20 protein-coding genes and 1 tRNA gene are annotated in these 24,488 nt (G+C 66.3%); 4 read left to right on the top strand and 17 right to left on the bottom strand.

Annotation, left to right across the window (positions count from 1 at the left end):
* Window positions 1–15 precede the first annotated feature (15 nt).
* From SPYCA_RS03100 to SPYCA_RS03090, 3 genes are all read left to right on the top strand, one after another.
* Window positions 16–1,419: an SPOR domain-containing protein gene (locus SPYCA_RS03100; protein ID WP_120218894.1), complete on the top strand. Its 1,404-nt coding sequence runs from the start codon at window positions 16–18 to the stop codon at window positions 1,417–1,419.
* A 158-nt stretch (window positions 1,420–1,577) separates the two neighbouring features.
* Complete coding sequence (locus tag SPYCA_RS03095; protein ID WP_120218893.1) at window positions 1,578–2,615, top strand: hypothetical protein; 1,038 nt, start codon at window positions 1,578–1,580, stop codon at window positions 2,613–2,615.
* Between the two features lie 10 nt (window positions 2,616–2,625).
* Window positions 2,626–3,282 carry a Fe2+-dependent dioxygenase gene (locus tag SPYCA_RS03090; protein WP_120218892.1) on the top strand — a complete coding sequence of 219 codons (657 nt, stop codon included), beginning with the start codon at window positions 2,626–2,628 and terminating at the stop codon, window positions 3,280–3,282.
* Between the two features lie 13 nt (window positions 3,283–3,295).
* On the opposite strand, the gene folE is transcribed toward SPYCA_RS03090, so the two are convergent.
* Window positions 3,296–3,898 carry a GTP cyclohydrolase I FolE gene (folE, locus tag SPYCA_RS03085; RefSeq protein WP_120218891.1) on the bottom strand — a complete coding sequence of 201 codons (603 nt, stop codon included), beginning with the start codon at window positions 3,896–3,898 and terminating at the stop codon, window positions 3,296–3,298.
* Between the two features lie 435 nt (window positions 3,899–4,333).
* Between folE and SPYCA_RS03080 the strand changes: the two genes are divergently transcribed.
* Complete coding sequence (locus SPYCA_RS03080) at window positions 4,334–7,243, top strand: TonB-dependent receptor (RefSeq protein ID WP_120218890.1); 2,910 nt, start codon at window positions 4,334–4,336, stop codon at window positions 7,241–7,243.
* Window positions 7,244–7,378: 135 nt separating this feature from the next.
* Here the strand turns inward: SPYCA_RS03080 and SPYCA_RS03075 are convergent, their stop codons facing one another.
* The 16 genes from SPYCA_RS03075 to SPYCA_RS03000 form a co-directional block, all read right to left on the bottom strand.
* Entirely contained in the window at window positions 7,379–9,967 is a 2,589-nt protein-coding gene (locus tag SPYCA_RS03075; RefSeq protein WP_120218889.1) for a TonB-dependent receptor, read from the bottom strand.
* Between the two features lie 222 nt (window positions 9,968–10,189).
* Window positions 10,190–10,265, bottom strand: a tRNA-Phe gene (locus tag SPYCA_RS03070).
* A gap of 85 nt (window positions 10,266–10,350) precedes the next feature.
* Window positions 10,351–10,533 (bottom strand): DNA gyrase inhibitor YacG, encoded by a 183-nt coding sequence (locus SPYCA_RS03065; protein ID WP_120218888.1) that lies wholly within the window; start codon window positions 10,531–10,533, stop codon window positions 10,351–10,353.
* A complete protein-coding gene (locus tag SPYCA_RS03060) occupies window positions 10,523–11,515 on the bottom strand; it encodes a ribonuclease (protein WP_120218887.1) in 993 nt (330 codons plus the stop codon). Before SPYCA_RS03060 ends, SPYCA_RS03065 begins: the two co-directional genes overlap by 11 nt.
* Window positions 11,508–12,080: a Maf family protein gene (locus SPYCA_RS03055; RefSeq protein ID WP_120222119.1), complete on the bottom strand. Its 573-nt coding sequence runs from the start codon at window positions 12,078–12,080 to the stop codon at window positions 11,508–11,510. The genes SPYCA_RS03060 and SPYCA_RS03055 overlap by 8 nt, the downstream gene beginning before the upstream one ends.
* A 14-nt stretch (window positions 12,081–12,094) precedes the next feature.
* Window positions 12,095–12,313, bottom strand: coding sequence for a translation initiation factor IF-1 (gene infA, locus SPYCA_RS03050; RefSeq protein ID WP_010162480.1), 219 nt, complete (start codon window positions 12,311–12,313; stop codon window positions 12,095–12,097).
* A gap of 269 nt (window positions 12,314–12,582) precedes the next feature.
* Complete coding sequence (locus SPYCA_RS03045; RefSeq protein WP_232003483.1) at window positions 12,583–13,164, bottom strand: cupin-like domain-containing protein; 582 nt, start codon at window positions 13,162–13,164, stop codon at window positions 12,583–12,585.
* Between the two features lie 73 nt (window positions 13,165–13,237).
* A protein-coding gene (locus tag SPYCA_RS03040) for an IS3-like element ISSpma3 family transposase (RefSeq protein ID WP_120218809.1) occupies window positions 13,238–14,409 on the bottom strand; the annotation gives its coding sequence in 2 pieces (ribosomal slippage) (window positions 13,238–14,157 and window positions 14,157–14,409; 1,173 coding nt in all).
* A gap of 49 nt (window positions 14,410–14,458) precedes the next feature.
* A complete protein-coding gene (locus SPYCA_RS03035; protein WP_443029493.1) occupies window positions 14,459–14,722 on the bottom strand; it encodes a hypothetical protein in 264 nt (87 codons plus the stop codon).
* Window positions 14,719–15,903 (bottom strand): GNAT family N-acetyltransferase, encoded by a 1,185-nt coding sequence (locus tag SPYCA_RS03030; RefSeq protein ID WP_120218886.1) that lies wholly within the window; start codon window positions 15,901–15,903, stop codon window positions 14,719–14,721. Before SPYCA_RS03030 ends, SPYCA_RS03035 begins: the two co-directional genes overlap by 4 nt.
* A 504-nt stretch (window positions 15,904–16,407) precedes the next feature.
* Window positions 16,408–18,303 carry an XrtA/PEP-CTERM system amidotransferase gene (locus SPYCA_RS03025; protein ID WP_120218885.1) on the bottom strand — a complete coding sequence of 632 codons (1,896 nt, stop codon included), beginning with the start codon at window positions 18,301–18,303 and terminating at the stop codon, window positions 16,408–16,410.
* An 11-nt stretch (window positions 18,304–18,314) separates the two neighbouring features.
* Window positions 18,315–19,793: an exosortase A gene (gene xrtA, locus SPYCA_RS03020; protein ID WP_120218884.1), complete on the bottom strand. Its 1,479-nt coding sequence runs from the start codon at window positions 19,791–19,793 to the stop codon at window positions 18,315–18,317.
* A complete protein-coding gene (locus SPYCA_RS03015) occupies window positions 19,790–20,995 on the bottom strand; it encodes a TIGR03087 family PEP-CTERM/XrtA system glycosyltransferase (protein ID WP_120218883.1) in 1,206 nt (401 codons plus the stop codon). The genes xrtA and SPYCA_RS03015 overlap by 4 nt, the downstream gene beginning before the upstream one ends.
* Window positions 20,996–21,121: 126 nt before the next feature.
* The gene (locus SPYCA_RS03010) at window positions 21,122–22,165 is read right to left on the bottom strand and encodes a FemAB family XrtA/PEP-CTERM system-associated protein (RefSeq protein ID WP_120222118.1); all 1,044 of its coding nucleotides are present in this window, start codon (window positions 22,163–22,165) and stop codon (window positions 21,122–21,124) included.
* A gap of 20 nt (window positions 22,166–22,185) precedes the next feature.
* The gene (locus tag SPYCA_RS03005) at window positions 22,186–23,046 is read right to left on the bottom strand and encodes an XrtA system polysaccharide deacetylase (RefSeq protein WP_120218882.1); all 861 of its coding nucleotides are present in this window, start codon (window positions 23,044–23,046) and stop codon (window positions 22,186–22,188) included.
* Window positions 23,047–23,215: 169 nt separating this feature from the next.
* Window positions 23,216–24,463: an XrtA/PEP-CTERM system-associated ATPase gene (locus SPYCA_RS03000; RefSeq protein WP_120218881.1), complete on the bottom strand. Its 1,248-nt coding sequence runs from the start codon at window positions 24,461–24,463 to the stop codon at window positions 23,216–23,218.
* Window positions 24,464–24,488 lie beyond the last annotated feature (25 nt).

Below are 24,488 nucleotides of genomic sequence, written 5' to 3'. Positions count from 1 at the left end.
ACAGGGGGATCCGAGATGAACCGCAAGATGCTGATGAACCTCGCCGTTTCGGGCTTCGTGCTCGGTGTGGCGACGGGGTGCAGCGGCGTGGGCAAGATCGCCGACGCGCCGTCGCGCGCCGCCGGAACGCCCGCGGTCGCCGCCAAATCGGCCGACAAGGCGCGCGAAGCCCTGGAAGTCGGCAAGCCGGGCAAAGCCGTCGCGCTGGCTGAAGCCGCGGTCGCGGCAAGTCCGCGCGACGCGGGATATCGCGCACTGCTGGGCCAGGCCTATCTTGGCGACGGCCGCTTCGCATCGGCATCGACGGCGCTTGCCGAGGCGATGGAACTCGGCGCGGGCGACAGCAACACGATCCTCGCGCGCGCGCTCGCCGAAATCGCGCAGGGCCGCAACGGCGAAGCCGTCACGCTGCTCACGCGCCACCGCGATGCCGTGCCCGCCTCGGATCTTGGTCTCGCGCTCGCGCTCGCGGGGGACAGCGAAGGCTCGCTCTACGTGCTGGGGCAAGCCGCACGGGCCGAAGGCGCCGACGCGCGGACGCGGCAGAATCTTGCGCTTGCGCTCGCACTGTCGGGCCGCTGGGCACAGGCGCGGATAGTCGCGTCGCAGGATCTCTCGCTCGCCAAGCTCGAAGGGCGGATGGCCGAATGGTCGAAGCTCGCCGAGCAGCCGAACGCGCAGGTGCGCGTCGCCAGCCTGATCGGCACCAGCGCGCAGCCCGACGCCGGGATGCCCGTGCGCCTCGCGCTCGGTAACTTCGCCGACACCCAGATGGCCGCCGCCGAACCGGCCGGCGATGCGCCCAGCCGGCTGGCGAGCGCCGACCCCGCGCCGGTCGCCGCCTACGTCCCGCCGCCGCCCGCGCTCGCTGATGCCGGCGGCAGCATTCGCAGCGTCGAACTGCCGATGCCCGAACGCACCGCCGACGGCGTCGTGCCGGTCACCGAATTGCCGCGACCGGCGCCCGCCGCCGAGGTCATCCTTGCCGACACCACCCCCTATCGCCGCGCGCCGCGCGTCGGGGGCGAAGGCCATATCCGCCCGGCGCAGAAACAGGCGCTCGAACTCGCCACCGTCATGGTGCCCAAGGCGATGGGTTTCGACGCCCAAAAGCCCGACGGCTGGGCGGTGCAACTCGGCGCCTATGACAGCCTGGCGATCGCCAAGGAAAAATGGAGCACGCTCAAAAGACGCAATGGTGTCCTCGGCAGCTTCCCCGCCTCCAGCCACGCCGCGACGGTCAAGGGGCGCACCTTCTATCGCCTGACCGTCAATGGCCTCGCGTCGCGCGCCGACGCCGCGAGGCTGTGCAACCAGCTCAAGGCACAGGGTCAGGCCTGCTTCATCCGCGCGATGGGCGGCAGCGAAAGCATCCAGTGGGCCGCAAAGGCCGACCCGATGCGGCTCGCCTCGCGCTGAAGAGTCCGCTTTCCCGGTTAAGGGGGGGAGGGGCGTGGCCGCAAGGCCGCGCCTCTCTGTTGTCGGCAGACGCGGTTTTTGCCTGACCTGACGACCTGCGCCGTTACACCGACGTCAAGGCTGGCCAACCGACACGCGCTTTCCTATGGCTGGCAAGGATGGCCGCCGTCTCGCTCTCCGACCGTTTTGCTGCCGATGCAGGTCTGCTTCCGCATATGGCCGACCTTGCAAATGATCGCATGCTCGTCGCGCAACTCGGCGAAGGCGATTATCGCAGCGCCAGCTTTCTCGACCAGCGCCTGCTGACCGACCGGATCGGGCGCGAATGGGTGCCGTGGACAGCGCTTCCGGACCTTGGCGCCACGGCGCCGCATCCGCATTTCATCTTCCACATCGGTCATGTCGGTTCGACGCTCGTGTCGCGCCTGATTGCCGAGCTCGCCGACGTGCTGCCGCTGCGCGAACCGATGCTGCTGCGCAGTCTGGCGCAAGTCGCCGAACGCATCGGGCGCCCCGAATCCTTGTGGTCGCCGACGCTTTATCGCGAGCGGCTGCGCCAGGTTTGCGGCTGGCTGGGCCGCGGCTTCCGCCCCGGTCAGCAAGCAATCGTCAAGGCGTCGAGCGTCATCACCGCGATCGCCGACGATCTGACGGCCGGTGGCGGACGCGCGCTGTTCCTCCACGTCCCCCTGCCTCGTTATCTTGAAACGATCCTGGCGGGCGAAGCCTCGACCGCGGAAACGCTGGCACAGGCCCCCGCGCGTATGGCGCGGCTCGCCGGACAGCTCCCCGACTTTCCCTTTGCCCTATGGCAGCTCGCACCCGTCACGCGAATCGCGATGAGCTGGCTTTGCGAGATGGCGAGCGCGCAGCGCACGCTGCCGCCAGCCGACCCGCGCCATCAATGGATGGATTTCGAGGCTTTCCTGAGCGATCCCGCTGCCGCACTCGCGGTTCAGGCGGCACATTTCGGCCTGTCGGTCGATTCCGGACGGATCGATACTGCGCTTGCCGGTCCGATCATGCGTCAATACTCCAAAGCCCCCGAACACGGCTACAGCCCCGACCTGCGCCGCCAGCTTCAGGCGGAAGCCGCCGCCCGCCACGCCCGCGCGATCGGCGAAGCGATTGCCTGGGTTGAAGCGACGACGGCGCGCTATAACACCCTCGCCGAGCTGCCGATCCACGGCCGATAGGAAGACCGAAATGTTCAAACTAGTCCAGCTGCTCGACGACAATGCGGTGCGCTCACTGCGCGACATCGCCGCAAGCGGCACCTTTGTCGACGGCAAGATCAGCAACCCGCATTCCAAGGTGAAGAACAACCTGCAGCTGCACGATGCCGCCGCCTACGAACGCTCGTCGAAGATCCTGCTCGACGCGATGGTCAGGAATGCGGACTTCATGGAGTTTTCCTTTCCCGCGCGCATCGCGCCCCCGCTGCTGACACGCTACACCCCCGGCATGCATTACGGGCTGCACCCCGATGCCGCCTACATCCCGCTGCCCGACGGCCAGCTTCGCACCGACGTCAGTTGCACGGTCTTCCTGAACGACCCCGCCGATTATGACGGCGGCGCGCTCCATGTGCAGCTCGGCAATGCCGATCTGCACTTCAAGGAGGCGCCCGGCGTCGCAATCGTCTACCCCTCGCACACGCTGCACGAGGTCGAGCCGGTGACGCGCGGCGAGCGACTGGTCGCCATCACCTTCATCCAGAGCCTGATCCCCGACGTCCAGCAACGGAACCTGATGCACGAGCTCAACGAGATCGCGGCGCTGGAAGGTGGCAAGATGGAGCCCGCAAACTTCACGCGACTCCAGGCTGTGCAGTATCAGTTGCTCAGAATGTGGCGGCGCTGAACCCGTCCGCTCGTCAATAGCCCATCAGGCCCAGCACTTCCTTGCGGCTTCGCTGGTCGTCGAGGAAACAGCCGAGCAGGCGGCTGGTCACCATACCGACGCCGGGTGTGCGCACGCCGCGTCCGGTCATGCAGCCATGCTGGGCGTCGATCACCACCGCGACCCCATGTGGTTGCAGATTGTCCCAGATGCACTGCGCGACTTCGGCGGTCAGCCGCTCCTGCACCTGGAGCCGCCGCGCATAACCATTGAGCACGCGCGCGAGCTTGGAGATGCCGACGACGCGGTCCTTGGGCAGATAGGCGATCGACGCCTTGCCGGTGATCGGCGCCATATGATGTTCGCAATGCGACTGAAAGGGAATGTCGCGCAGCAGCACGACCTCGTCATAGCCGCCGACCTCTTCAAAGGTGCGCGACAAATGGATCGAGGGGTCTTCGCCATAACCCGAACAATATTCCTTCCACGCGCGCGCGACGCGGCGCGGCGTATCGCGCAGGCCTTCGCGCGCGGGATCATCGCCCGCCCATTCGATGAGCGTGCGCACCGCGTCCGCGACATGATCCGGCACGACCACCTTGCCGTCCGGTCCCAACTCCTGCCCCAAATCGCTCATCGCCCCGCTTTCACTGTTGCTATCATGTCGCACATTTCGGCGCGCCGCGGCCGATGCGCAAGGCCTGTGCAACAAGAAATTGTCGGCGGCGATCAAGTTGACGTTGCGGAATCTTGACTTTTTGCGAGTCCCGACAGGCGCGGTTTCGCGTCCTTTTCGGAGCCGAACAAGCCACTTGACGCTTTCGTCAACTCGGCGCACCCTTAAGCGATACAGAACTCGCTTCAGCGGGTCGTATTCCGGAGAGGCCGCGCGTTTTCCCCGACGCCGGTGGGAGAGGATGATGACCAGCACAGCTGGCAGGTGGGAATCACCAGGGCATATGGTCGCGATGGTCGGCCGCCCATTGCCGCGTCTTGTCGTTTCCCCTCCCCTTACCACAATCTGAAGTTGGGCGGTCCCGCGTCTTGCGGGGACGAAAAAGGGAGGTTGTAGATGAAGTTCAAGGCACTGATCGGAACGTCGATCCTTGCGATGACGGTGGCGACACCGGCCTTTGCGCAGGACGCGGAAGAAGAAGTGGCGCGTGATGCGTTCGGCGGCGAAATCGTCGTGACCGCGCAGCGCCAGTCGGAACGCTTGCAGGACGTGCCGATCGCGGTCAGCGCCTTTTCGGCCGAATCGCTGGAAGCGCAGCAGATTGAAAATCCATCCGATCTGCAACTGACGCTCCCGAACGTCACTTTCACCAAGACAAACTTCACCTCATCGAGCTTTACCATCCGCGGCATCGGCGACCTTTGCGTCGGCGTCAGCTGCGACAGCGCGACCGCGATCCACCAGAATGAATCGCCGCTGATCGGCACGCGCCTTTTTGAAACCGAATTTTTCGACCTTGAACGTATCGAGGTGCTGCGCGGTCCGCAGGGCACGCTGTTCGGTCGCAACGCGACCTCGGGCGTGGTCAACGTCGTCACCGCCAAGCCCGATCTCGGCGCCTTCGGCGCGTCGGGCGAGTTTGAATATGGCAATTATGACAGCATCAAGGCCAAGGGCATGGTCAATGTGCCGCTGGGCGAGACGCTCGGCGTACGCATTGCGGGCTTCTATCTCAACCGCGACGGCTTCACCAAGAACCTGTTCGACGACAGCCGTATCGACGACCGCGACATGTATGCCGTCCGCGGGTCGATCCGCTGGCAGCCAACCCCCGACACGACGCTCGACCTGATGGGTTATTATTTCCGCGAGGACGACAATCGCCTGCGCATCCAGAAGCAGTATTGCCAGCGCGACCCGACCGGCGTGCTGGGCTGCCTGAACAACCGCCGCGATCCGGGTGTGACCAATGCCAATTCGACCTTCGTGGGCGTTCTGACCAGCCGCGAGTTCCTTGCCATCCGGGGCATTCCGACGGCGTTCGCGCTGGGCAGCCTCTATGGCCCCGACGCGCTGTCGACCTTCCAGCCAATCGCCGATCCGCGCGTCGTCAACACCGACTATACGCCGACCTATTTTTCCGACGAACTGCAAGTGCAGGGACGGCTCGAACATAGCTTCGGGGCGATCAACGTGTCGCTCGCCGGCGTCTATCAGGAAGCGCGCGTCGACAGCAGCCAGGACTACAACCTGTCGATCCAGGATCGCAGCTTCTTCGCGCCGGCGCTCAACACGCTCGCGGCCGCGGGGGCGGGGCTGGTTCCGGGCTTGCCGGCATCCTTCTTTGCGCCGATCGCGCAGGCGTTGATTCCCAACGGACCGAACGGCGTGCTTTGCACGTCGCTTGCCGAGGAATCGGGGCTTGGTTCCTATGGCGGCCGTTCGACCTGCACGATGACGCCGCAGGATTTCGACCGGTCGAACCAGAAGAGCAACGCCTGGTCGGGCGAAATGATTATCAGTTCCGACTTTGACGGCCCGTTCAACTTCCTGCTCGGCGGGATTTACGGCGAATCGCATCTCACCGAAAACAGCTATTATGTGAACTCGTTCGGCATCGACTATCTGACGGGCATTCTCGGCACCTTCACGGCGCTGGGATCGGGGGGCACGATTCCCCCGTCCTTCCTCGCGACGCCCTTTTTCCGCAACAATACGGACGATCTGAAAGTCAAATCCTACGGCTTCTTCGGCGAAGGCTATTATGAGTTCAACGACGCGATCAAGCTGACCGTCGGGCTGCGCTACAATAATGACAAGAAACGGGTGCAGGCGCGCTCGACGCTCGCCAGCTTCCTGGTTCCCTTCGGCCAGACCGGCAATGCCTTCGATTCGCCGTTCGTCGGCTCGTTCGATGCCGATCCGGGGCTTGCGGGCAACCAGCTCTTCCAGGTCCGCAAGGTCGGTTTCGACGAGATCACCGGCCGCGCGGTGCTAGACTGGAAGATCACGCCCGACAATCTCATCTATGCCAGCTATTCGCGCGGCTATAAGTCGGGCGGCATCAACCCGCCGCTCCAGCCGGTGTTCGCGGTCGATGAAGCCTTTTCGCCCGAAATCGTCAATGCGTTCGAAATCGGGTCGAAGAACCGCTTTGGCGCGTTGCAGCTCAACGTCACGGGCTTCTATTATCAGTATAAGGATCTGCAGCTCACCCGCATCGTCGCGCGCACCTCGGTCAACGACAATGTCGATGCGAATATCTGGGGCCTCGAGGCCGAAGCGGTCATCACGCCGACCCCCGACTTTGTCGTCAACATCGGCGCGAGCTACCTCAACACCGAAGTGTCGAGCGACAAGTTCCTCGGCAATCCGCGCGATCCGTCGGGCGGCCGGTCGGATGCGGTCATCATCAAGGACATCACCAACGGGTCGAACTGCGCGGTCGTTCCGACGACGGCGGGCAATGCGGCGGGCACGGCCGGTTATGTCAGCGCGATCAACGCCAGCCTTGGCCTTCAGGGTCCGGCGGGCTTCGGCCCGAACAGCGGCATCAATTCGCCGGGCGCCTTTGGTATCTGTTCGGTGCTTCAGGCCAATGCCGCAACGGTCGGCGCGCTGTTTGGCGGCATCGCGATCGAAAACGCCGGCGTCCCGGTCAACATCCGCGGCAACAAGCTGCCGCAGGCGCCGAATGTGAAGTTCAGCGCGGGCGTCCAATATACGCACAACTTCGCCAACGACATGTCGCTGACGCCGCGCCTCGACGTCACCTATACCGGCGACAGCTATGGCAATATCTTCAACGGCCGCGTCAACGAGATCAACGGCTATGCGCAGGTTAACGCGCAGATCCAGCTGAACGGCGCAGACAAGAAATGGTTTGTCAAAGCGTTCGTGTCGAACATCTTCGACAGCCAGCCGGTCACCGGCCTCTATGTGACCGACCAGTCGTCGGGCCTGTTCACCAACGTGTTCACGCTCGACCCGCGCCGCTACGGCATTGCCGCCGGGTTCAAGTTCTGACCTGGCGCCAAGTATAGAAAGGCCCGGCCTCCCATTGGAGAGGCCGGGCTTTTTCTGGCTTCCTGCATCAAGAAAGGGCCGGGCCATCACAGGATGGCCCGGCCCTTTCGTTGATCCGGGGGATCAGCGCATCAATCAGAACCTGGCGCGCAGCTTCACCCCATAGAGGCGCGGCGGCGCCGGATAGACGGCGAAGCTCGCGCTTTGTTCGGGGATCGGGAACGCCGTGATGTTATAGTATTTGTTGAACAGATTCTCGACGTAGAACTCGACCGCATAATTCTGGTCGGGCCCAAAGTTCAGCCCCGCGCGCGCATTGACGATCGTATAGCCGTCATTGGTGGTGAACGGCACCGCGACCGGATCGTTGATCGTGTTCGCGTCGCTGTTCATGCGCCAGTCGAGATGCACGAGGCCGCCGACATTGCTGCTGATCTGCGGGGTCCAGGTGACCGCGCCCGTGACGACATGCTTGGGCGAGTTGGTGAGCGGCAGGCCGTTGTCCGGCCCGGCGACCGGATCCTTCACCTCGGTATCGACATAGGAATAGCCGAGCACGATGTTCAGCCTGGACGCCGGGCGGATGACCGATTCCAGCTCGAGGCCCTTCGCCACCACTTTGTCGAAGTTCTGGACGACGAAGTTGTTCCCCTCGAACGCCAGATTCTGATAGCCCTTGAGTTCGGTGTAAAAGGCGTTGGCGTTGAACTGGAACGCCGTGCTGAAATCGGTCTTCACGCCGAACTCGAACGAATCGACATCCTCGTTCCCGAACTCGAGGTCCGACGCCTGCGCGCCGTTGCCGCCGAGGAAGGCGGTGTCGAACGACCCGCGGTCGAGGTTGTAGCCGCCCGATTTATAACCGCGATCATAGCCGCCATAGACCATCACGCGCTCGTCGAGCTTGACCGACAGCTTCGCGGTGCCCGTCAGCTTGCTTTCGCTGCGCTTGTCGCGATAGACGCCGTTGAACTCGGGGTTGACCACCGGGTTGCAGACGAGGTTGAAGATCGCGTTGCCCAGCCCCGACGGCAGGCCCTGCAACGCCTGGCGATAGAGGCCGTAGCGCGTGCTCTGCAAGGTCGCGCAGCCCGGCAGGTTCGACTGAAGATCGGCGTTCAGCTTCTTCGATTCATGATTGTAGCGCAGACCAAGGGTCAGCGAGACATTGTCGTTGAAGTCGATGATATTGTGCGTGAAGAGCGCAAAGGCTTCGGTGTCGACCCGATAACGATCGCCGATCTGCCCCTGCCCCGCCTGCGGTCCGGGAAGCGGGGTCAGGAAGGTGTCGAGCACGCCCGCCTGCGCCGCCGCCGCCGCGAGCTGCGGGTTCGACGCCAGCAGCACCTGACCGACGAGCGGCGCGTTGGGGATCGACTGGAAAATCTGAAAGCCCGTCGGTCCGGGCACCGCCGAATCGGTCAGCGCATTGATGAAGGCATCGACATATTGCGCGCCCTGCGTGCCAAAGCGGGTGCGTTCGGTATAATTCAGCTTTTCGTTGAGATAGAAGCCGCCGATCAGCCAGTCGACATGATCGTCGAACGCCGTGCCCTTCAGGCGGATTTCCTGCGTGAAATCGCGCATCCCGATCGGCATATTCTCGCGATAGGCGCGGTCGATGCCGGAGAAGTCGACGTCCATGCCGCGCGTCGCTTTCCAGTCGCGCCATGCGGTGATCGAGGTCAGCTCGACGCCGCCCAGATCCCAGTCGAACTGGCCCGACACGCCCCATTCGCGCATCTTTTCGGTGAGGTCGCGAGCGGGCGAATAGGCGACTTCGCGATCCTTGGGATTGAAGGGCGTCACGATGCCCGTCAGGCCGTTGGCGGCGGCGAGCCCCTGGATGACCGCGCTCGCGGCAAAGGCCGGCGTACCCGGCTGCGCAAAGCCCGAATTGGTGTTGAGCGCGCCGCAGCATTGCTCGTCGGTCCGGGCATAATCGGCGATCAGGCGGAACGAGACATCGTCCTTTTCAAACAAGGCCTGTCCGCGCACCGACCAGCGGTCGAGATCGTTGAAACGGCGGTCGCTGTTGACGTCTTTGATATAGCCGTCGCGCTTGTGATAACCGCCGTCGAGCCGCACCGCGAGCGTTTCCGACACCGGCCCGGTGACGCCGGCCTTCAGCTCGATCTCGTCCAGATTGCCATAGCTCGCCTCGGCATAGCCGCCGAGATTGAAGCTCGGCTTCTGCGTCACGATATTGAGCGCGCCCGCCGAGGTGTTACGGCCGAACAGCGTTCCCTGCGGCCCGCGCAGCACCTCGACGCGGTCGATCGGCGGCAGGTCGGCAAGGGCAAGGCCCGCGCGCGCGCGGAAAACGCCGTCGACAAAGACGCCCACCGACGGTTCAAAGCCGGGGTTGTCGCCCGCGGTGCCGATGCCGCGGATGCGCAGCACGACGCCGGTGGCCGTCGACTGACCGGTCGTCGTCTGGAAGCTGGGCGCGATCTGGCGAAGCCCGCGAATATCGCTGATGCCGGCATTTTCAAGCTGCTCGCCGCCGACCACATTGACCGCGATCGGAATATCCTGCGAACGTTGCGCGCGGCCGGTGGCGGTGACGATGATGTCGTTGCCATATTCGCTGTCGTCATATGCCTCCGCGTCGGCGTCGGTTGCGGCGGGCGTCGCCGGGACGGTATCCTGAGCAAAAGCGAAGGCGGGGGAGGTCGCGGCGCACAGCATTGTGGCGCCCAACAGAATGTTGCGCAAAGTCATGGTTCGGGTCTCTCTCTCCAGAACCGCCGCGGCGCAGCCAAAGGCTTGTCGGGAGATGCCCGGCGGTCGACGCCCGGTCTAGCGCACCCCGGCTTCGCGTCAACGCGCGCGCGTCCAGCCCCTCGGCTTTTCTTCCAATTAGTGACAGAAAAGCAACAGTTTACGTTACGGATCGCGTCACCTGTCGGTCGCCGACGGAACATGTTTTCGATACAGGGAGGGTGGTGCCTGGGGACGGGATCGAACCGCCGACACTGCGATTTTCAGTCGCATGCTCTACCAACTGAGCTACCCAGGCGAAGCGCTTGCGGCCGGTCGGCCGCGCTGGCGAGCGGCGGCTATAGGCAGGGCTTTGCCTCCTGTCCAGCATCTTTGTTGGCGAATTATCCTTCGTCGAAACGGTCGTCATCGGCGGTGCCGTCGGGCGCCTGCGTCGTCGGCACGCGATAATCCTCGCCGAACCAGTTGAGCAGGTCGCGATCGCGGCAACCGCGGCTGCAAAAGGGTTTGAAATCGGGATCGCGCGGTTTGCCGCACAGCGGGCAACGCGGATTCTTACTGGGCATGGCCTGCTCCCTGGGCAGCGGCATCGGCGACCAGCCGGACCGGACGCCCCCTGCGTTCCTGCAACATCGCGGTCCAGTGCGGACGCGCTGCAATATGGTCGATCACCGCTTGCCGCGCGGTCAGCGTCAAGACGCCCGCCCCGACCGCACGTTCCGCCTTCCGCAGCAGCAGCGCGGCGTCGGTCCGCACGGGGTCGAGCCGCACCTGTTCGATCAGCGACGGGCGCTTGCGGCGCCGGACGATCTGCATGAAGCCGAAACCGTTGACCGCGGTGCGCTCAAAGGGCGGCAGCAGCGCTGCGTCGATCGCAGCGTCGACCGCCTGCCGCCCCGCGCGATCGGGTAGCGAAGGAAAGTCGATGCCGATCGACCCGCCGATATCGCAGCAGCGGATGACGGCCGCCGCCGCGGCGGCGCCCGCCTTGGCGAGCGCCAACCCGTCACCCTCGCCATCGACGTCGATCAGCACCATCGCCGGGGTCGCGTCGACCCACAGCGCGCCGCCCGGAAAGAGCCAGTGACCGGTGCGCACATTGTCGATCACCTCCCCCCAGCCGGCTTCTTCGAGCCGGTCGGCGCCCGTCGGATGCAGCACCGCTACCGGTACGCCGCTCGCGGCAATCCGCGCGGCGAGATCGGGTCCGTCGCCAAGCGGCGCGCCCGCCTCGGCCATCCGCGCGCGCGCAGGCTTGTCGCGGCCGCGCTCGCAAAGCGCCATGCGGGTGATTTCGACGACAAGGCGCGCGCCGGTCGAGATGCCGGGCGGCAGGCCGCCGAGCGTCGCCAGTGGCTCGCCGGGCCAATCGAGCGCGACCAGCGCGCCCTTGCCGCCGCGCCCCGCCTCAACCAGCTTCGCGGCGACGACGGCACCGACGCGCGGCCCTTCCTCCTCGCGCTCGATGCGCGCCTCGACGATCGCGCCATCGACGACCAGCGCCGCGCGCGCCTCGCCGATCCCCGCCTCGTAAAGCCACTCAGCCAAGCGGGATTCCCGCGCTGGTGAGCAGGCTGCGCGTCTCGAACAGCGGCAGGCCGACGACGTTGGAGTGGCTGCCCGACAGGAAGCGGACAAAGGCCTCGGCGCGGCCCTGGATCGCATAGCCGCCCGCCTTGCCCATGCCTTCGCCCGATGCGACATAGGCATCGATCTCGGCGGTCGACAGCGGCTTGAAGGCGACGATCGTATCGACCGCGCGCACGCGCGGTCTGCCATCGGTGCCGACGACGCACACCCCCGACCAGACGCGATGACGACGGCCCGACAGCAGGTCGAGCATCCGCCGCCAATCGGCCTCGTCGGCCGGTTTTTCCAGGATACGGCGCCCGACCGCAACGGTGGTGTCGCCCGCAAGCACGACCTCATCCGGCGCCCGCTCCACCGCCAGCGCCTTGGCGCGCGCAAGCCGGACGACATAGTCCTGCGGCCGTTCGCCCTTCAGCGGCGTCTCGTCGGCTTCGGGGGCCGCAATACGCGCGGGCACGATGCCGATCCGCGCGAGCAATTCGCGCCGCCGCGGCGAGGTCGAGGCAAGCACGAGGGCGGGCATGGTCGCCGCCCCGCTCACTTGAAGCGATAGGTGATCCGACCCTTGGTCAGGTCATAGGGGGTGAGTTCGACGAGCACTTCGTCGCCGACGAGCACACGGATGCGGTTCTTGCGCATCTTGCCCGCCGTGTGGCCCAGAATCTCGTGGTCGTTTTCCAGTTTGACGCGAAACATCGCGTTGGGCAGCAGTTCGACCACCTGGCCGCGCATTTCCAGAAGTTCTTCTTTCGCCATCTATCCTCTATGGGCTCGAAATATCGGGATGCGCGCCCATAACCGCAATCGGCGCCAATTGAAAGCAATCTGTCATGCGCGCCGTTCGCGTGGCTTGAAAGACCACGGACGCGGCTTTTTGGTTCACGCGGAGACGCGGAGGCGCGGAGGAATTGGTCCGGGCCGACAGGCCCCTTTCTCCATCTGCGGTGCGCCGTATCGCAACATTGAAGAGAAAAGCCGCTTCGCGGCCGGCACAATCTCTCCGCGTCTCCGCGTGAACCAAAATATCACGAAACCAGCCGAAGCTTCCTTGCGATCCGCCAGCCCACCGTTTTCGCCCAGGCATAGCTCGGCCAACGCGGCGGCATCGCGGGGTCGAGGCCGATGCGGCGCAGCAGCGCGTTGGCGGCGTGCGCCTCGGCCTCGCGATAGCTCCATTCGCTGCGCCAGGTGATCGACAGCGAGATCGACGGCGCATCGCCATTGGCAACAAAATGCGGCGCCATCACGGGCATGAGGACGGCGTCGCCGGGGCCGAGCGGCACCTGCTGCTCGCCGCCGCGAAACGCCTCGTCCCACGGCAGGTTGCGGTGGCCGCCGATATGATAGCGTTCATGTTCGATACGGTGCGCAAAGCGTTCGTCGCCCGCGGGCCAGACGTTCATCACCTTCGTGCCGCGAAGCTGGAGCAGGATATTATGTTCGGGGTCGAAGTGGAACGGCGTGATCGACCGCGGCGACGAAATGAAGATGAAACCCTGCGGCGTCAGCATCGCCCCCGTGCGCGGCTCGACAACGGGCTTCAGTTCGCCCAGCAGGTCCATCAGAAGCACGCGATATTCGGGGATCGTCTCGATATTCTTGAGCACCGCCCAGCTGCCGTTGGTGTCGATCGTGCGGATCGTCTGACTGACGTGACCCCCTGGTTTCCACCAGCGGGGATTAGAGCCCAGCAGCTTTGTTGCGCATGAGCGCAGTGTAAGCAATGGCCTGTGCAGCGGAGCCCGAAGGGCGTAGCTGCACAGGCCATTGCTTATGCAGTTCGGCGGCGAACGCCGCCGGTGTCTCATATCCAAGGGCCGAGTGTGGCCGCGCCTGGTTGTAATCTTCGGCCCAGGCCGCGATCACTGTGCGGGCATGATCGAGGTCGAGGAACAGCGTCTCGTTCAGAAGCTCATCGCGCATCCGGCCATTGAAGCTCTCGACATAGCCGTTCTGCATCGGCTTGCCCGGCGCGATATAATGCCACTCGACCCCGACCTCACCGCACCATGCGAGCACCGCGTTCGATGTCAGCTCGGTCCCATTGTCGCTGACGATCATCCCCGGTCTGCCGCGCTCCTCGATCAGATCGCTGAGCTCGCGCACGACCCGGCGCCCGGAGATCGACGTGTCGGGCACCGCGCGCAGGCACTCCCGCGTGACATCGTCCACGATGTTGAGCACCCGGAACCGCCGACCTGACGCCATCTGATCATGCACAAAGTCGAGGCTCCACCGCTGGTTCGGCAGCGCGAGCACCGGTGCGGGCGCCCGCGCACCGATCGCCCGGCGCCGGTTGCGTCTTCGTCGGACCATCAGCCCCTCCTCTCGATACAGGCGCTGGGTCTTCTTCCTGTTGATCATCACGCCCTCCCGGCGCAGCAGGATATGCAGGCGCCGATAACCGAACCGGCGACGCTGCTGCGCCAACTCGCGCAGCTTCTCCCGAACCTCGGCATCGTCGCCACGCTGCGACCGGTAGCGCATGCTCTTCCGATCGGCGCCTGTGACACGGCACGCCCGCCGCTCGCTCATCCCATGGCAAGCCTGGAGATGGGCGACCGCTTCCCGCTGAACGGCGGGCGTCACCATTTTTTTGTGAGAAGATCCTTCAGCGCCGCATTGTCCAGCATCGAGTCCGCAAGCAACCGCTTCAGCTTCGCGTTCTCGTCCTCGAGCGAGCGTAGCCGCTTCGCCTCCGACACCTCAAGGCCGCCATACTTGGCCTTCCAGTTGTAGATCGTTGCTTCCGACACCCCGTGTCGCCGCGCCAGCTCGCCGGTCTTCGCGCCCGCCTCCGCTTCCTTCAACACCCCGATGATCTGCTCTTCCGAAAACCTCAAACGCTTCATCTGTCCGTCCTTCCTTCAAGACCGGACTCTAATCACTGTTGGAGGAAAATCAGGGGGTCACGTCATGACCGATCGACAGGCCGTTCGCCGGAATATCCTCGGGCCGGATGCCGACGGGCAGGTCGCCGGGATTATATTCGACCGCGCTTGCCGGCAAGCTTTCGCCCAGCCGCGCCAGCGCCTCGATCGACAGCAAGGGATGGTCGGGCAGATGATGGTGGAGCAGCCCTGCCTCAGCCGGGTAAAGCTCGGCCATGCGCGCCAGCGTTTCGGTGGGAAAGACGGGGCGGTCGATCGTCTGATGCACACTCATGTCGGGCTTTCTACCTCATCGGATTGCGCAGGCGCACCCTTCCAGCGCCGCCACGCCCGCTCGGCGCGCGTCAGCCATGTAAAGCGCCAGCGGTCGGCTGCACCCGATAGCGGAACATTGATCCAGACGAGCGCGCGGCGTTCGCGCCAGACGCTGTCGATCATCGGATGACCGGGCGCGGCGCAGCTGTCGACCCACATAATGCGCGGGTCGCCGAGCAGGTCGAGGTTCGCCTGTTGCAGCAGCACGCCGGGCGAAAAGCGCGCATGATCCTCATCGAACGCCGTCTTGAAGGAAAAGCCGCCGGGCGGACACAGGAAGTTGACGAGCATCGCGAGCGGCCGCCCATCCAGATCGAGCGCGCGCATGTCGAGCCGCCCCGCCGCCGCCGCGGCAGGCACGATGGCGCGAAACCAGGCTTCGGTATCGCCCTGGCTCGCCAGCGCCGACCCCGCGCGCCCCTTCCAGCCGCGCGCCTCCAGCGCGAGAAAGGCGTCGATCCACGGCCCCGCCGGATCGCCCGCCCGCCAGCGGCGAAATGCAACCGGGCCCTGTTCGGCCAGCCGGTTCGCCTGCCGCCTGAGTTCCTTGCGCTTCTTCGCGCGCACCGCGGCCTCCCAATAAGCGGCGGGCGACAGGTCGCTTTCGAGCAGCGCGCGCTCCTCGCGGTGGACGGCCACAGCCTCGCCGCCGCGCTGCCGCGCGACGTCGATCAGTGCGCGGTGGAGCGGCCCATGCTCGGTCAAGCGCGGCACGTGGAGCAGCGTGCGCGCCCAGGGGGCTGCATCGCACCAGCCGAGCAGGATCGACCAGAACAGGGCTTCGAAACCGGCGCGCACCAGCGGCGCGCCGTGAAAATGATTGGGGTGCATCCATTCCGTTGCATGGTGCAGCGGCAATCGGCCGTATCGCACCGCCGGTGCGAGCGGAATGATGCCGATCAGCGGCCCATCGGCGCCACCCTGCACCATCACCAGCCGCGCCTTCCGCTCGGGATCGAGCAGGTGCAGCGCCGATTGCAGGCACCAGCGCTCGGCGAAGGGGTTGGGCTCGCTCGCCTCGCCCGCCAGCCCGTCCCACGCCGCCGCCAGCTCCTCCGACAGCGCCAGCGGATCGACCACGCGCACCATCAGCGGCGCGGCGTCGATGCTGCTGACCGGAAAGGCAGGATGGACCGTCATCGGCGAGAGATTAGCAGCGAAGCGTTAAAATGGGGTGGCGATTCGATCGGGGGGCTTGTCAAACGAAGCCGAAACGGGATGGCGGCTGACGCCCGGTTGTGGACGCGGCGCTCCTCCCCGAAACGGGGAGGGGGACCACCGAAGGTGGTGGAGGGGTACGCGGTGTCGAGCGCTGCGTATGACCTCCCGTACCCCTCCACCACCCTGCGGGTGATCCCCCTTCCCCCTGCGGGGGAGGACCATCAATGTCCGCTCACCACCGCAAAGTGGACATCCACCCCCCAGAAAAAAACGCTGTCCTACATGGCCCGGCTGTGCCAGCTTTCGTCTCAGCTCTTTATATATGTGGATAAAGGCCGTCGCTGCCCGACTTATCGATGCGGGCAGGAGCCGGGCGCACATGTCCGCCGCGCGCGACAAACCGGCCGCCGCACAAGGCTGACCTTTCCTGACCTTTGAAATGATTCGATGGGAGCCCCACACCCCAAGGCAGACGCATCGCCATCAAATCCCGAACAGTTTCGCCAGCGACTTTTCCAGCATGAAAAACTGCCAGATCAGCCGCCCATGGTCGCGGCGCCCCGACTGGTGCGCCGCGACGATGCGTTCGATCTCGGCCATGTCGAACCAGCCCGCGCGTGCGAGTGTCGATGACGTCGTCAATGCCTTCGCCTGCGGCGCCAGCGCGCCGCGGAACCAGTGCGACACCGGCGTCACGAACCCCATTTTGGGGCGATAGAGGATGTCGTGCGGCAGATAGGCTTCCATCGCCCGCTTCAATATCGCCTTGCCCGTCCCGCCTCTGACGCGCATCGCCGCGGGCAGGCTCGCGGCGAATTCGACCAGCCGGTAATCGAGCAACGGCTCGCGCGCCTCCAGGCTGACCGCCATGCTCATCCGGTCGGTCTTGGTCAGAATGTCGCCGGGCAGCCAGATCCGAAGGTCGGCATATTGCGCGCGGTCGAGCGGTTCGCGCGCGGGCGCCTCCGCCATCGCCTTCCAGTATCGCGCCTCGGCGACATGATCGCCGAGCCCGCGGAGCGCGGCGTCGTTGAACAGCCGCGCGCGCTGCGCCGGTCCCGTCACCCCGACCGCCTCGGCATAGCCCTCCGCCCCGCTTTTCGAAAGGCTGGCGAGCGTCGCGCGCGCGCGCAGCGGACGCGGCGCCCAGTCCATCTGCGGCCAGACATGCGACAAGGGGCCGAGCGCGCCGCGGCGCAGGAAAGCAGGGATCAGCCCGCGCAGCTTTTCCTCCTGATGCTGGAACACCAGCCGCCGGTATCCCGCGAACGCCTCGTCGGCGCCGTCGCCCGACAGCGCAACCGTCACCTCTTCGCGCGCCAGCTCGCACACCCGGTACGTCGGCAGCGCGCTCGCGTCGGCAAAGGGTTCGTCGAACATGTCGGCGATTTTGTCGATCAGCGCGAAATCGCCCGCCGCCACGGTGCGCGTCCGGTGATCGGTGGCAAAGCGCTCGGCGATTTGCTGCGCATAGGCCGTTTCGTCGAGCGCCGCCTGATCGAACCCGATCGTGCAGGTCTTGACCGCCTTCGCGCTCGCCTCGGCCATCAGCGCGACGACCGCGCTCGAATCGACCCCGCCCGACAGAAAGGCGCCGAGCGGCACGTCGGCGACCATCCGGTCGGTCACCGCGGCGCGCATCAGATGGACCAGATGCTCGGCCGCCTCGCCCTCGCTCGCCTTGATCCGCCGCGAAAAATCGGGCGCCCACCAACAGGTCGGGGCGGGCACGCCCTTGCCGCGTTCGAGCAACAGATAATGGCCGGCGGGCAGCTTCCGGGCCCCCGCGACGATGCAATTGTCGTCGGGGACATAGCCGAGCGCGAGGAAATCCTCGACCGCGGTGAAATTCGCCTCCTGCCGCAGCAGCGGGTGGCGCAGCAGCCCCTTCAGTTCCGACGCGAACGCCACCGATCCGTCGGCCAGGCGGACATAGTGAAGTGGCTTCACCCCCAGCCGGTCGCGCGCGAGGAACAGGCAGCCGCGCGCATGGTCGTGGATCGCAAAGGCGAACATGCCATTGAGCCGCGACAGGCATTCGGGCCCCCATTGCCGCCACGCCGCGATGATGACCTCGGTATCGCCGCTGGTGCGGAAACGGTGCCCGCGCTCCTCCAGCTCGGCGCGCAGCTCGCGGAAATTATAGATTTCACCGTTATAGGTGAGCGTCACCGCCTCGTCGTCGCTCGCCATCGGCTGCGGGCTGCCCGCAATGTCGATGATCGACAGGCGCAGGTGCCCCAGCCCGACGCCCGGCGCGGTCCACACGCCCGATCCGTCGGGGCCGCGATGCTGCATCGGGTGGAGCATCGCGCGCAGCCGCGCAGGGTCGACCGGCTTCGCGGTTTCCAGATGATAGATGCCCGCAATGCCGCACATGACTTTGTCGCTTAGCGGGTTTTGAGCGCGCGGTCAGCCATCGCCCTGGCTCCACCCGACGCGGAAACGAAGGCGCTGATCGCATCGCGGCCGCCCCGCTGCTCCTCGCTTGAGACGATCAGCGAGAGCGCGCGCGGGTCGCCGCCGGTAAGGCGCGCTTGCAGTTCCGCGAGTTTGGCCGTCCGCGCGCTGCCCGTCACCGCACCGCCGACGACATACCAGGTCGCGGCGTCGCGCAGCACCGGGCCGGGGTGCAGCAACCGTTCGGTCTTGCCGCCATCGACGGCGGGAAGCGCGGCGCTCCACGCCCATCGGCTGTCGGGATCGACCGCGCCTTGCCCGAAGGCGACGACCTCGCGCCCCTCGGCCTGGCGTTCATAACCGCCGATCGCGACGGTGACGACCTGCCCCCGCTCGTTCGCAAAGTGCCGCAAAAGCCGCTGGTCGGCGCCGTCGAAGCGCGGCGTCCAGGGCGTTCCGTCCACGCGCACGTCGCGCCAGCCCGGCGGCGCCTCGACCGCCATCGTCGGCGGCAGCGGCGCGCTGCGCCCGGCGACGAGCAGCCCCCATCCGGCGAACAGCAGCGGCAAGAGCATGGCGACGGGCAGCACCGCGCGGCCCGCCCCGGCAAAACGGCTCGGACCATTCAGCCCCGACACATCGACCGCCACGTCGTTCGCGGGCCGGTCGAACCAGCGCCGCGCCACCAGCATCACGATCAGGATGACGAGCCCGAAGAAGATCCAGCCATAGAATATATGGTCGATCCCCCCCGCCGCCTCGATCCCCCAGATGTCGGCCGCGAGCATCGTCCCATAAGCGCGCAGCGCGTTGGCGAGGACCGTCGCCGCGAGCGCCGCCACGACAAACACGATCCGCCGCGCCCAGCTTTTAAAGCAAAGATGCGCCGCGAACACCGCATAGGCGAGCATCGCGATCAGGAAATTGACCCCCGAACATTCCTCGGCCACCTCGAAAAAGCCCGCGCGCGTGGTGATGAACACGCCCTGCATCTCGGCGGCGAAGCCCGACAGGCGAAGCAGCGCGACGCTGATATGCGCGGTAAAGGTCTGGAGCAGCGGCACCAGTTCCTCACCGAACGGCACGAGCAGCAGCGCATAGGCGAGCGGAAAGAGCAGCCCGCGCACCAGCTTTTCGCCGAGCGCGACGCCCACCGCGCCTTGCAGCATCAGCACGAGGCCGAGCTGGCGGAACAGCGCCACCCCCGCCGCTTCGCCGACGATCCAGACGCACCCTGCGCCCGCCATCCAGACGAGCGCCGGCCACCAATAGGCCGGAGTCAGCGGCCGCAACAATTGGCTGCGCTGCGACACCAGCCAGCCGATCATCGGCAGCATCAGCAGGCAATGGGTAAAGGTCGAACTGTTCCACCAGATGCCCGCCATGTCGGCCGCATCGCGCCAGAAGAGCGCGACGATCGCCGCCGACAACAGCGCCAGCGCAGCCAGATGGCGCTGCCAGCGCGTCATGCGGAAAGCCCCAGCAATGCGCCGAGCGACGCCATGCGCGCGTCCCAGCCATAGCGTGCGGTCATCCGCGCGCGCGCCGCCCGGCCCATGGCGGCCGCCGCGGCGCGGTCGTCGAACAGGGCGCCGACCGCCTGAGCCATCGCCTCGGCATCGTCGGCAACCAGCAGATGTTCGCCCGGCGTGGCGTCGATCCCCGCCGCCGCCGCCGCGCTGGCGACGACCGGCCGCGCCATCGCCATCGCTTCGAGCAGCTTGTTCTGCACCCCGCGCGCGAGCAGCAGCGGCGCGACCACCGCGTCGGCGGCGGCGAGCCACGGCCGCACGTCGGGCACCTCCCCCGTCACCGTCACGCCCGGCAACTGTGCAAGCGCCCTCACCTCGTCGGTCGGCGCGCGCCCGACGACCGCAAAGCGCGCCGCCGGATGCCGCCGCCGAACCAGCGGCAGGATGTCGGCGGCGAACCAGCGCACCGCGTCGATATTGGGGCGATAGTCCATTTGCCCCGTGAACACCGCCAGCGGCCCCTCGCCACGACCCACCGGATCGAACGGCAGTGCCGGGTCGAAACGATCGGTGTCGATGCCGTTTTCGACCGCGAGCACCTTGTCTTCACCCAGCCCGCTCCGTTGCCGGAACAGCGCCGCCTCGGCCTCGCTGACAAACAGGCTGGCGGAGACGCGCGCCGCGACTGCCGCTTCATAGGCGCCGAGCACGCGCGCTTCGCGCCGGTGCACCCAATGGAGCGGCTGGCGCCGGTCCTGCTCGGCATAGGCGGCGAATTTCGCCGAATCGACATCGACGAAATCCATCAGCACCGGCCCGTCGAACCGGGCGGGCAGATATTGCGCCATCTGCCCCGAAAAGGCGACGATATGGCTGACCTGGCCCTGCCCGATCAGCGCGTCGACATGGCGCGCCAGCGCGGCGTTGCGGAACAGGTGGTTCGACACCGGCTCGCCGCGCAGCACCGCCTTTGCCAATGCGATCGGACGCGCCACATTGCGCCCTTCGATCGCCAGGCTTTTGCAAAGCGGCGCCAGCTTCCTCCGCGCGACGTCCGCGTCGTCGGCATTGTCAGCCAGCGCCGCGACATGCACCGGCGCCAGCTTCGCCAGCGCCTCGAACATATGCCAGCTGCGGATGCGATCGCCGCGATCGGGCGGCCACGGCGCGCGGTGAACGAGGAACAGGATTTCGGGCATGGAACCGCTACCCTGTCATTGCGAGCCGCAGGCGAAGCAATCTCCAGCCCTCAGCCTTGCGCAAGGCCGCCCTCTGGAGATTGCTTCGCTTCGCTCGCAATGACGATGGGTCTGAAACCATCCGGATCACCCCAATCCGCGCGCGATCAGCGGCCCGATGCGGTTCGCCGCCCACAGCGGCAGCCGCTTCCACAGATCGACCTGCAACCGGTATCTCGCGCTGCCGGGATTGGTGTCGCGCGCACGCTGCCCCGGCGCGAGCCAGCGCGCATAGACGAGCGGCTGCGGCTCGAAACCCCAGTTTTTCTTGTAGGCGAACGGTCCCGTGCCAAGCTTCGACCGGCCGAAGTCGAAGCGCGTGCAGCCGCGCGTTCGCGCGTGGCGCATCAGCGCGAAATACATAAGCTCGTTCGCGCGCAACCGCCGCGCCTCGGCCAGCCCGCCGCCCCAATAAGGCATCACCGTGCCCCGCCAGTAAAGGCTGAGCACGCTTGCCACCGGCCGAACGCCGTCGCGCACGGTCAAAATATCGGCAGCCTCGCCAAAGGCATCGAGCACCGCGTCGAACAGGCTTTTCGGAAAGACCGGCGTGCCGAGATTGCGCACGCTCGTCGCATAGATGCGGTAATGATCGCGCCGTTCGGCGGTGTCGCGCCCCGTGGTTACCGTCAGTTCGCTGCCCAGCGCCTTGCGCACCTCGGCGCGCTGTTTGCGCGGGATGGCGAGCAGTTCGGCGTCATCGTCACCGGCGAGATCGCGCGCGAAGCCCGCGTACACGCCCTGCTCGCGCGCCCAGCCCTCGCCTTCGGGCAGCGGGCCGCCGCGCAGTTCGACCGACGGCACGCCGAGCGCCCGCGCCATGTTCGACGCGCCTTCTGCCAGCGCGGCGGCAACCGCCGGATCGTCGGCCAATATGCCGCCGCCGACGGCAAAGCCGCTGCCGACCAGCGCCTGCCCGAACAGCGGCGAGCGGATATGGTGGAGCGGCAACAGGCCGGTGAGCACGCCGCCCGCATCGCGCGCGGTGACGAGATGGCAGCGGTGCCCCGTCGCGCGGGCGATCGCTTCGCACCAGGCGCGGCTGTGAAAGGGTGTCGCACCATCGTGCGCCGCGACATAGGCGTCCCATTCGGCCGCGTCGGACAGCGGCGCGCCCGCAAACGCCTTCATCGTCGGATCAGCGGGCGCATTCACGCCGCAGCTCGCCACGGTTCTGCGCGCGCTTGCTGCGCAGGCAGCAGGGTATCGGCGCGCGTCCAGTCGAAATCGGCGAGCAGCTTCTTCAGCTTCCCGGCCATCGCCGACAAGCCGCTGTAATGACGGATTTTCGACCGGATCGACGCATCGGCGACGCGCGGCTGGCCGGGGTCGATCTCCCACGGGTGGAAATAGAGGATCGCCGGATGCCCCTCCGCATTCATCCGCGCGATCGCCCAGCGCGTGAAGCCATAGGGCAGAAGGCGCATGAAACCGCCGCCGCCCGCCGCCAGCGTGCGCCCGGCGAAGCGCGCGGTCGTCACCGGCCATTCGACCAGCTCGCTGCCCGCCACCGGCCGCCACGCATGGCGCGGGCTTTGCGGCCAGCCATAATGATCGTGGACCACCGGCGCCACGCTCGACGAATAGGCATAGCCCTGTTCGGCGAGCATCCTGTGCGCCCAAGGGGTGCGCGCGTCGACCGAAAAGCTCGGCGCGCGATAGCCGCGCACGGCCACACCGCCGACATCTTCGAGGATCGCGCGCGTTTTCAGAAGGTCGGCGGCAAATTCGTCGGCGGTCATGTTGAATACGCGCTTGTGGTCATAGCCGTGGCTGGCCAGCTCGTGCCCCGCCGCGACGATCCGCCGGATCAGCGCGGGATAGCGTTCGGCGACCCAGCCGAGGGTGAAGAAGGTGGCTTTCGCGCCCGCCTCGGCGAAAATCTCCAGCACCGCGTCGCAATTCGCCTCGACCCGGCATTCGAGCGTCGGCCAGTCGGCGCGGTCGATCGTGCGCTCAAAGGCGCCGACCTGAAACCAGTCCTCGACATCGACCGACAGGCCGTTTTGCATTTTTCCTCACCTTCGCCGACGCCTTAAGGCCGGATTCCCTGCGAGCAAAAAGATATGTTCCCCCGCGAAGGCGGGGGCCCATCACCGACTGGCGCGATCTCGCGCTGCCGGGCGATGGATATCCGCCTTCGCGGGGATACACGACATAATCCCGCCCTCCCGAGGGCCATCACGCCGCCCAGGTCTGTGACTTCGCCGGATTGGGTGCGTTTTCGGGATCGCGCTCAACCCATTCGATGAGCAGGTCCAGCACGCGGCGCAGCGCTTCGTCCTGTTCGACGAGCCGCGCCTCGAGCGAGGCGATCTGCTTTTCCAGCGCCGCGAGATGGTCGGGATCGACCGCCGGAGCCGCAGGTGCGCTCGCCGCTTCATCGGCCGCGCTCGCCGCCTGCGGCGCCAGCGCCACGACGCGCGCCGGTTCGGCAGGCGCGGCGAAAGGCGCGGGCGTCTCCGCAGCAGGTTCGTCCGAACGGCGCGGCCATTCGGGAGCGGCTTCGTTGGCCGCGCGCGGCGCGAAGGGCGCCGGGGTCGGCGCCGCAGCGGTGGCGGCGGCCGCGACGACCTCCTCGACCGGCAGCGGCGCGAGCGTGGCGGCGTCGATGCCGCGATCGGCCTCGATCTCTGCAACGACCGATCGGACATTCTGCGCTGTAATGCGGTTCATCTGCTCGACCGCGCCATAGAGCAGCAGGCGGCTGACCAGCACATTGAGCTTGCGCGGCACGCCCTCGCTGTAATCGAAGATTGCCTCGAAAGCGTCGGGGCTGAAGCTGGGGTTGCCCGTCCAGCCGACCTTGCCGAGCCGGTGGAGGATATAGGGTTCGACCTCCTCGGGTTCCATCGGGTCGAGGTGGTGCGTCGCGATCACCCGCTGGCGTAGCTGTTCGAGCGTCGGCGAATGGAACAAGGTCTGGCGGAACTCGGGCTGGCCGAGCAGGAAGATTTGCAGGAGCGAATGGCCGCCAAGCTGGAAGTTCGACAGCATCCGCAATTCTTCGAGCGCCGAGATGGCAAGATTCTGCCCCTCGTCGACGATCAGAAGAGTGCGGCGGCCCGCGCGCGCCTGTTCGCGCAGATATTGCTCCATCGACCGCAGCAGCTCGGCCTTGCTCTCGCCTTCCCATTCGATCCCGAATTGTTCGGCGACCAGGCGGAGCAGATCGTCGCCCTCGACCTGCGTCGACACCAGCTTGACCGCGGTCAGCCGATTGGGGTCGATCGTGTTCATCAGATGGCCGACGAGCGTCGTCTTGCCCGCGCCCACGTCGCCGGTGATGACGATGAAGCCTTCACCCTGCGCGAGGCCATAACCCAGATAGGACATCGCCTTGCGGTGCGTCCCGCTTTCAAAGTAGAAATGCGGATCGGGCGTCAGCTGGAACGGACGGCCGGTGAAACCATAGAACTGATCGTACATCGCTTGTAATCCTGTTGCCCAAGCG

The organism is Sphingopyxis sp. FD7 (assembly GCF_003609835.1).
In the GTDB taxonomy this organism is placed as follows: Bacteria; Pseudomonadota; Alphaproteobacteria; order Sphingomonadales; family Sphingomonadaceae; genus Sphingopyxis.
Note: the sequence above shows the minus strand (reverse complement) of the source record. Positions and strands in the feature narration are given on the sequence as shown.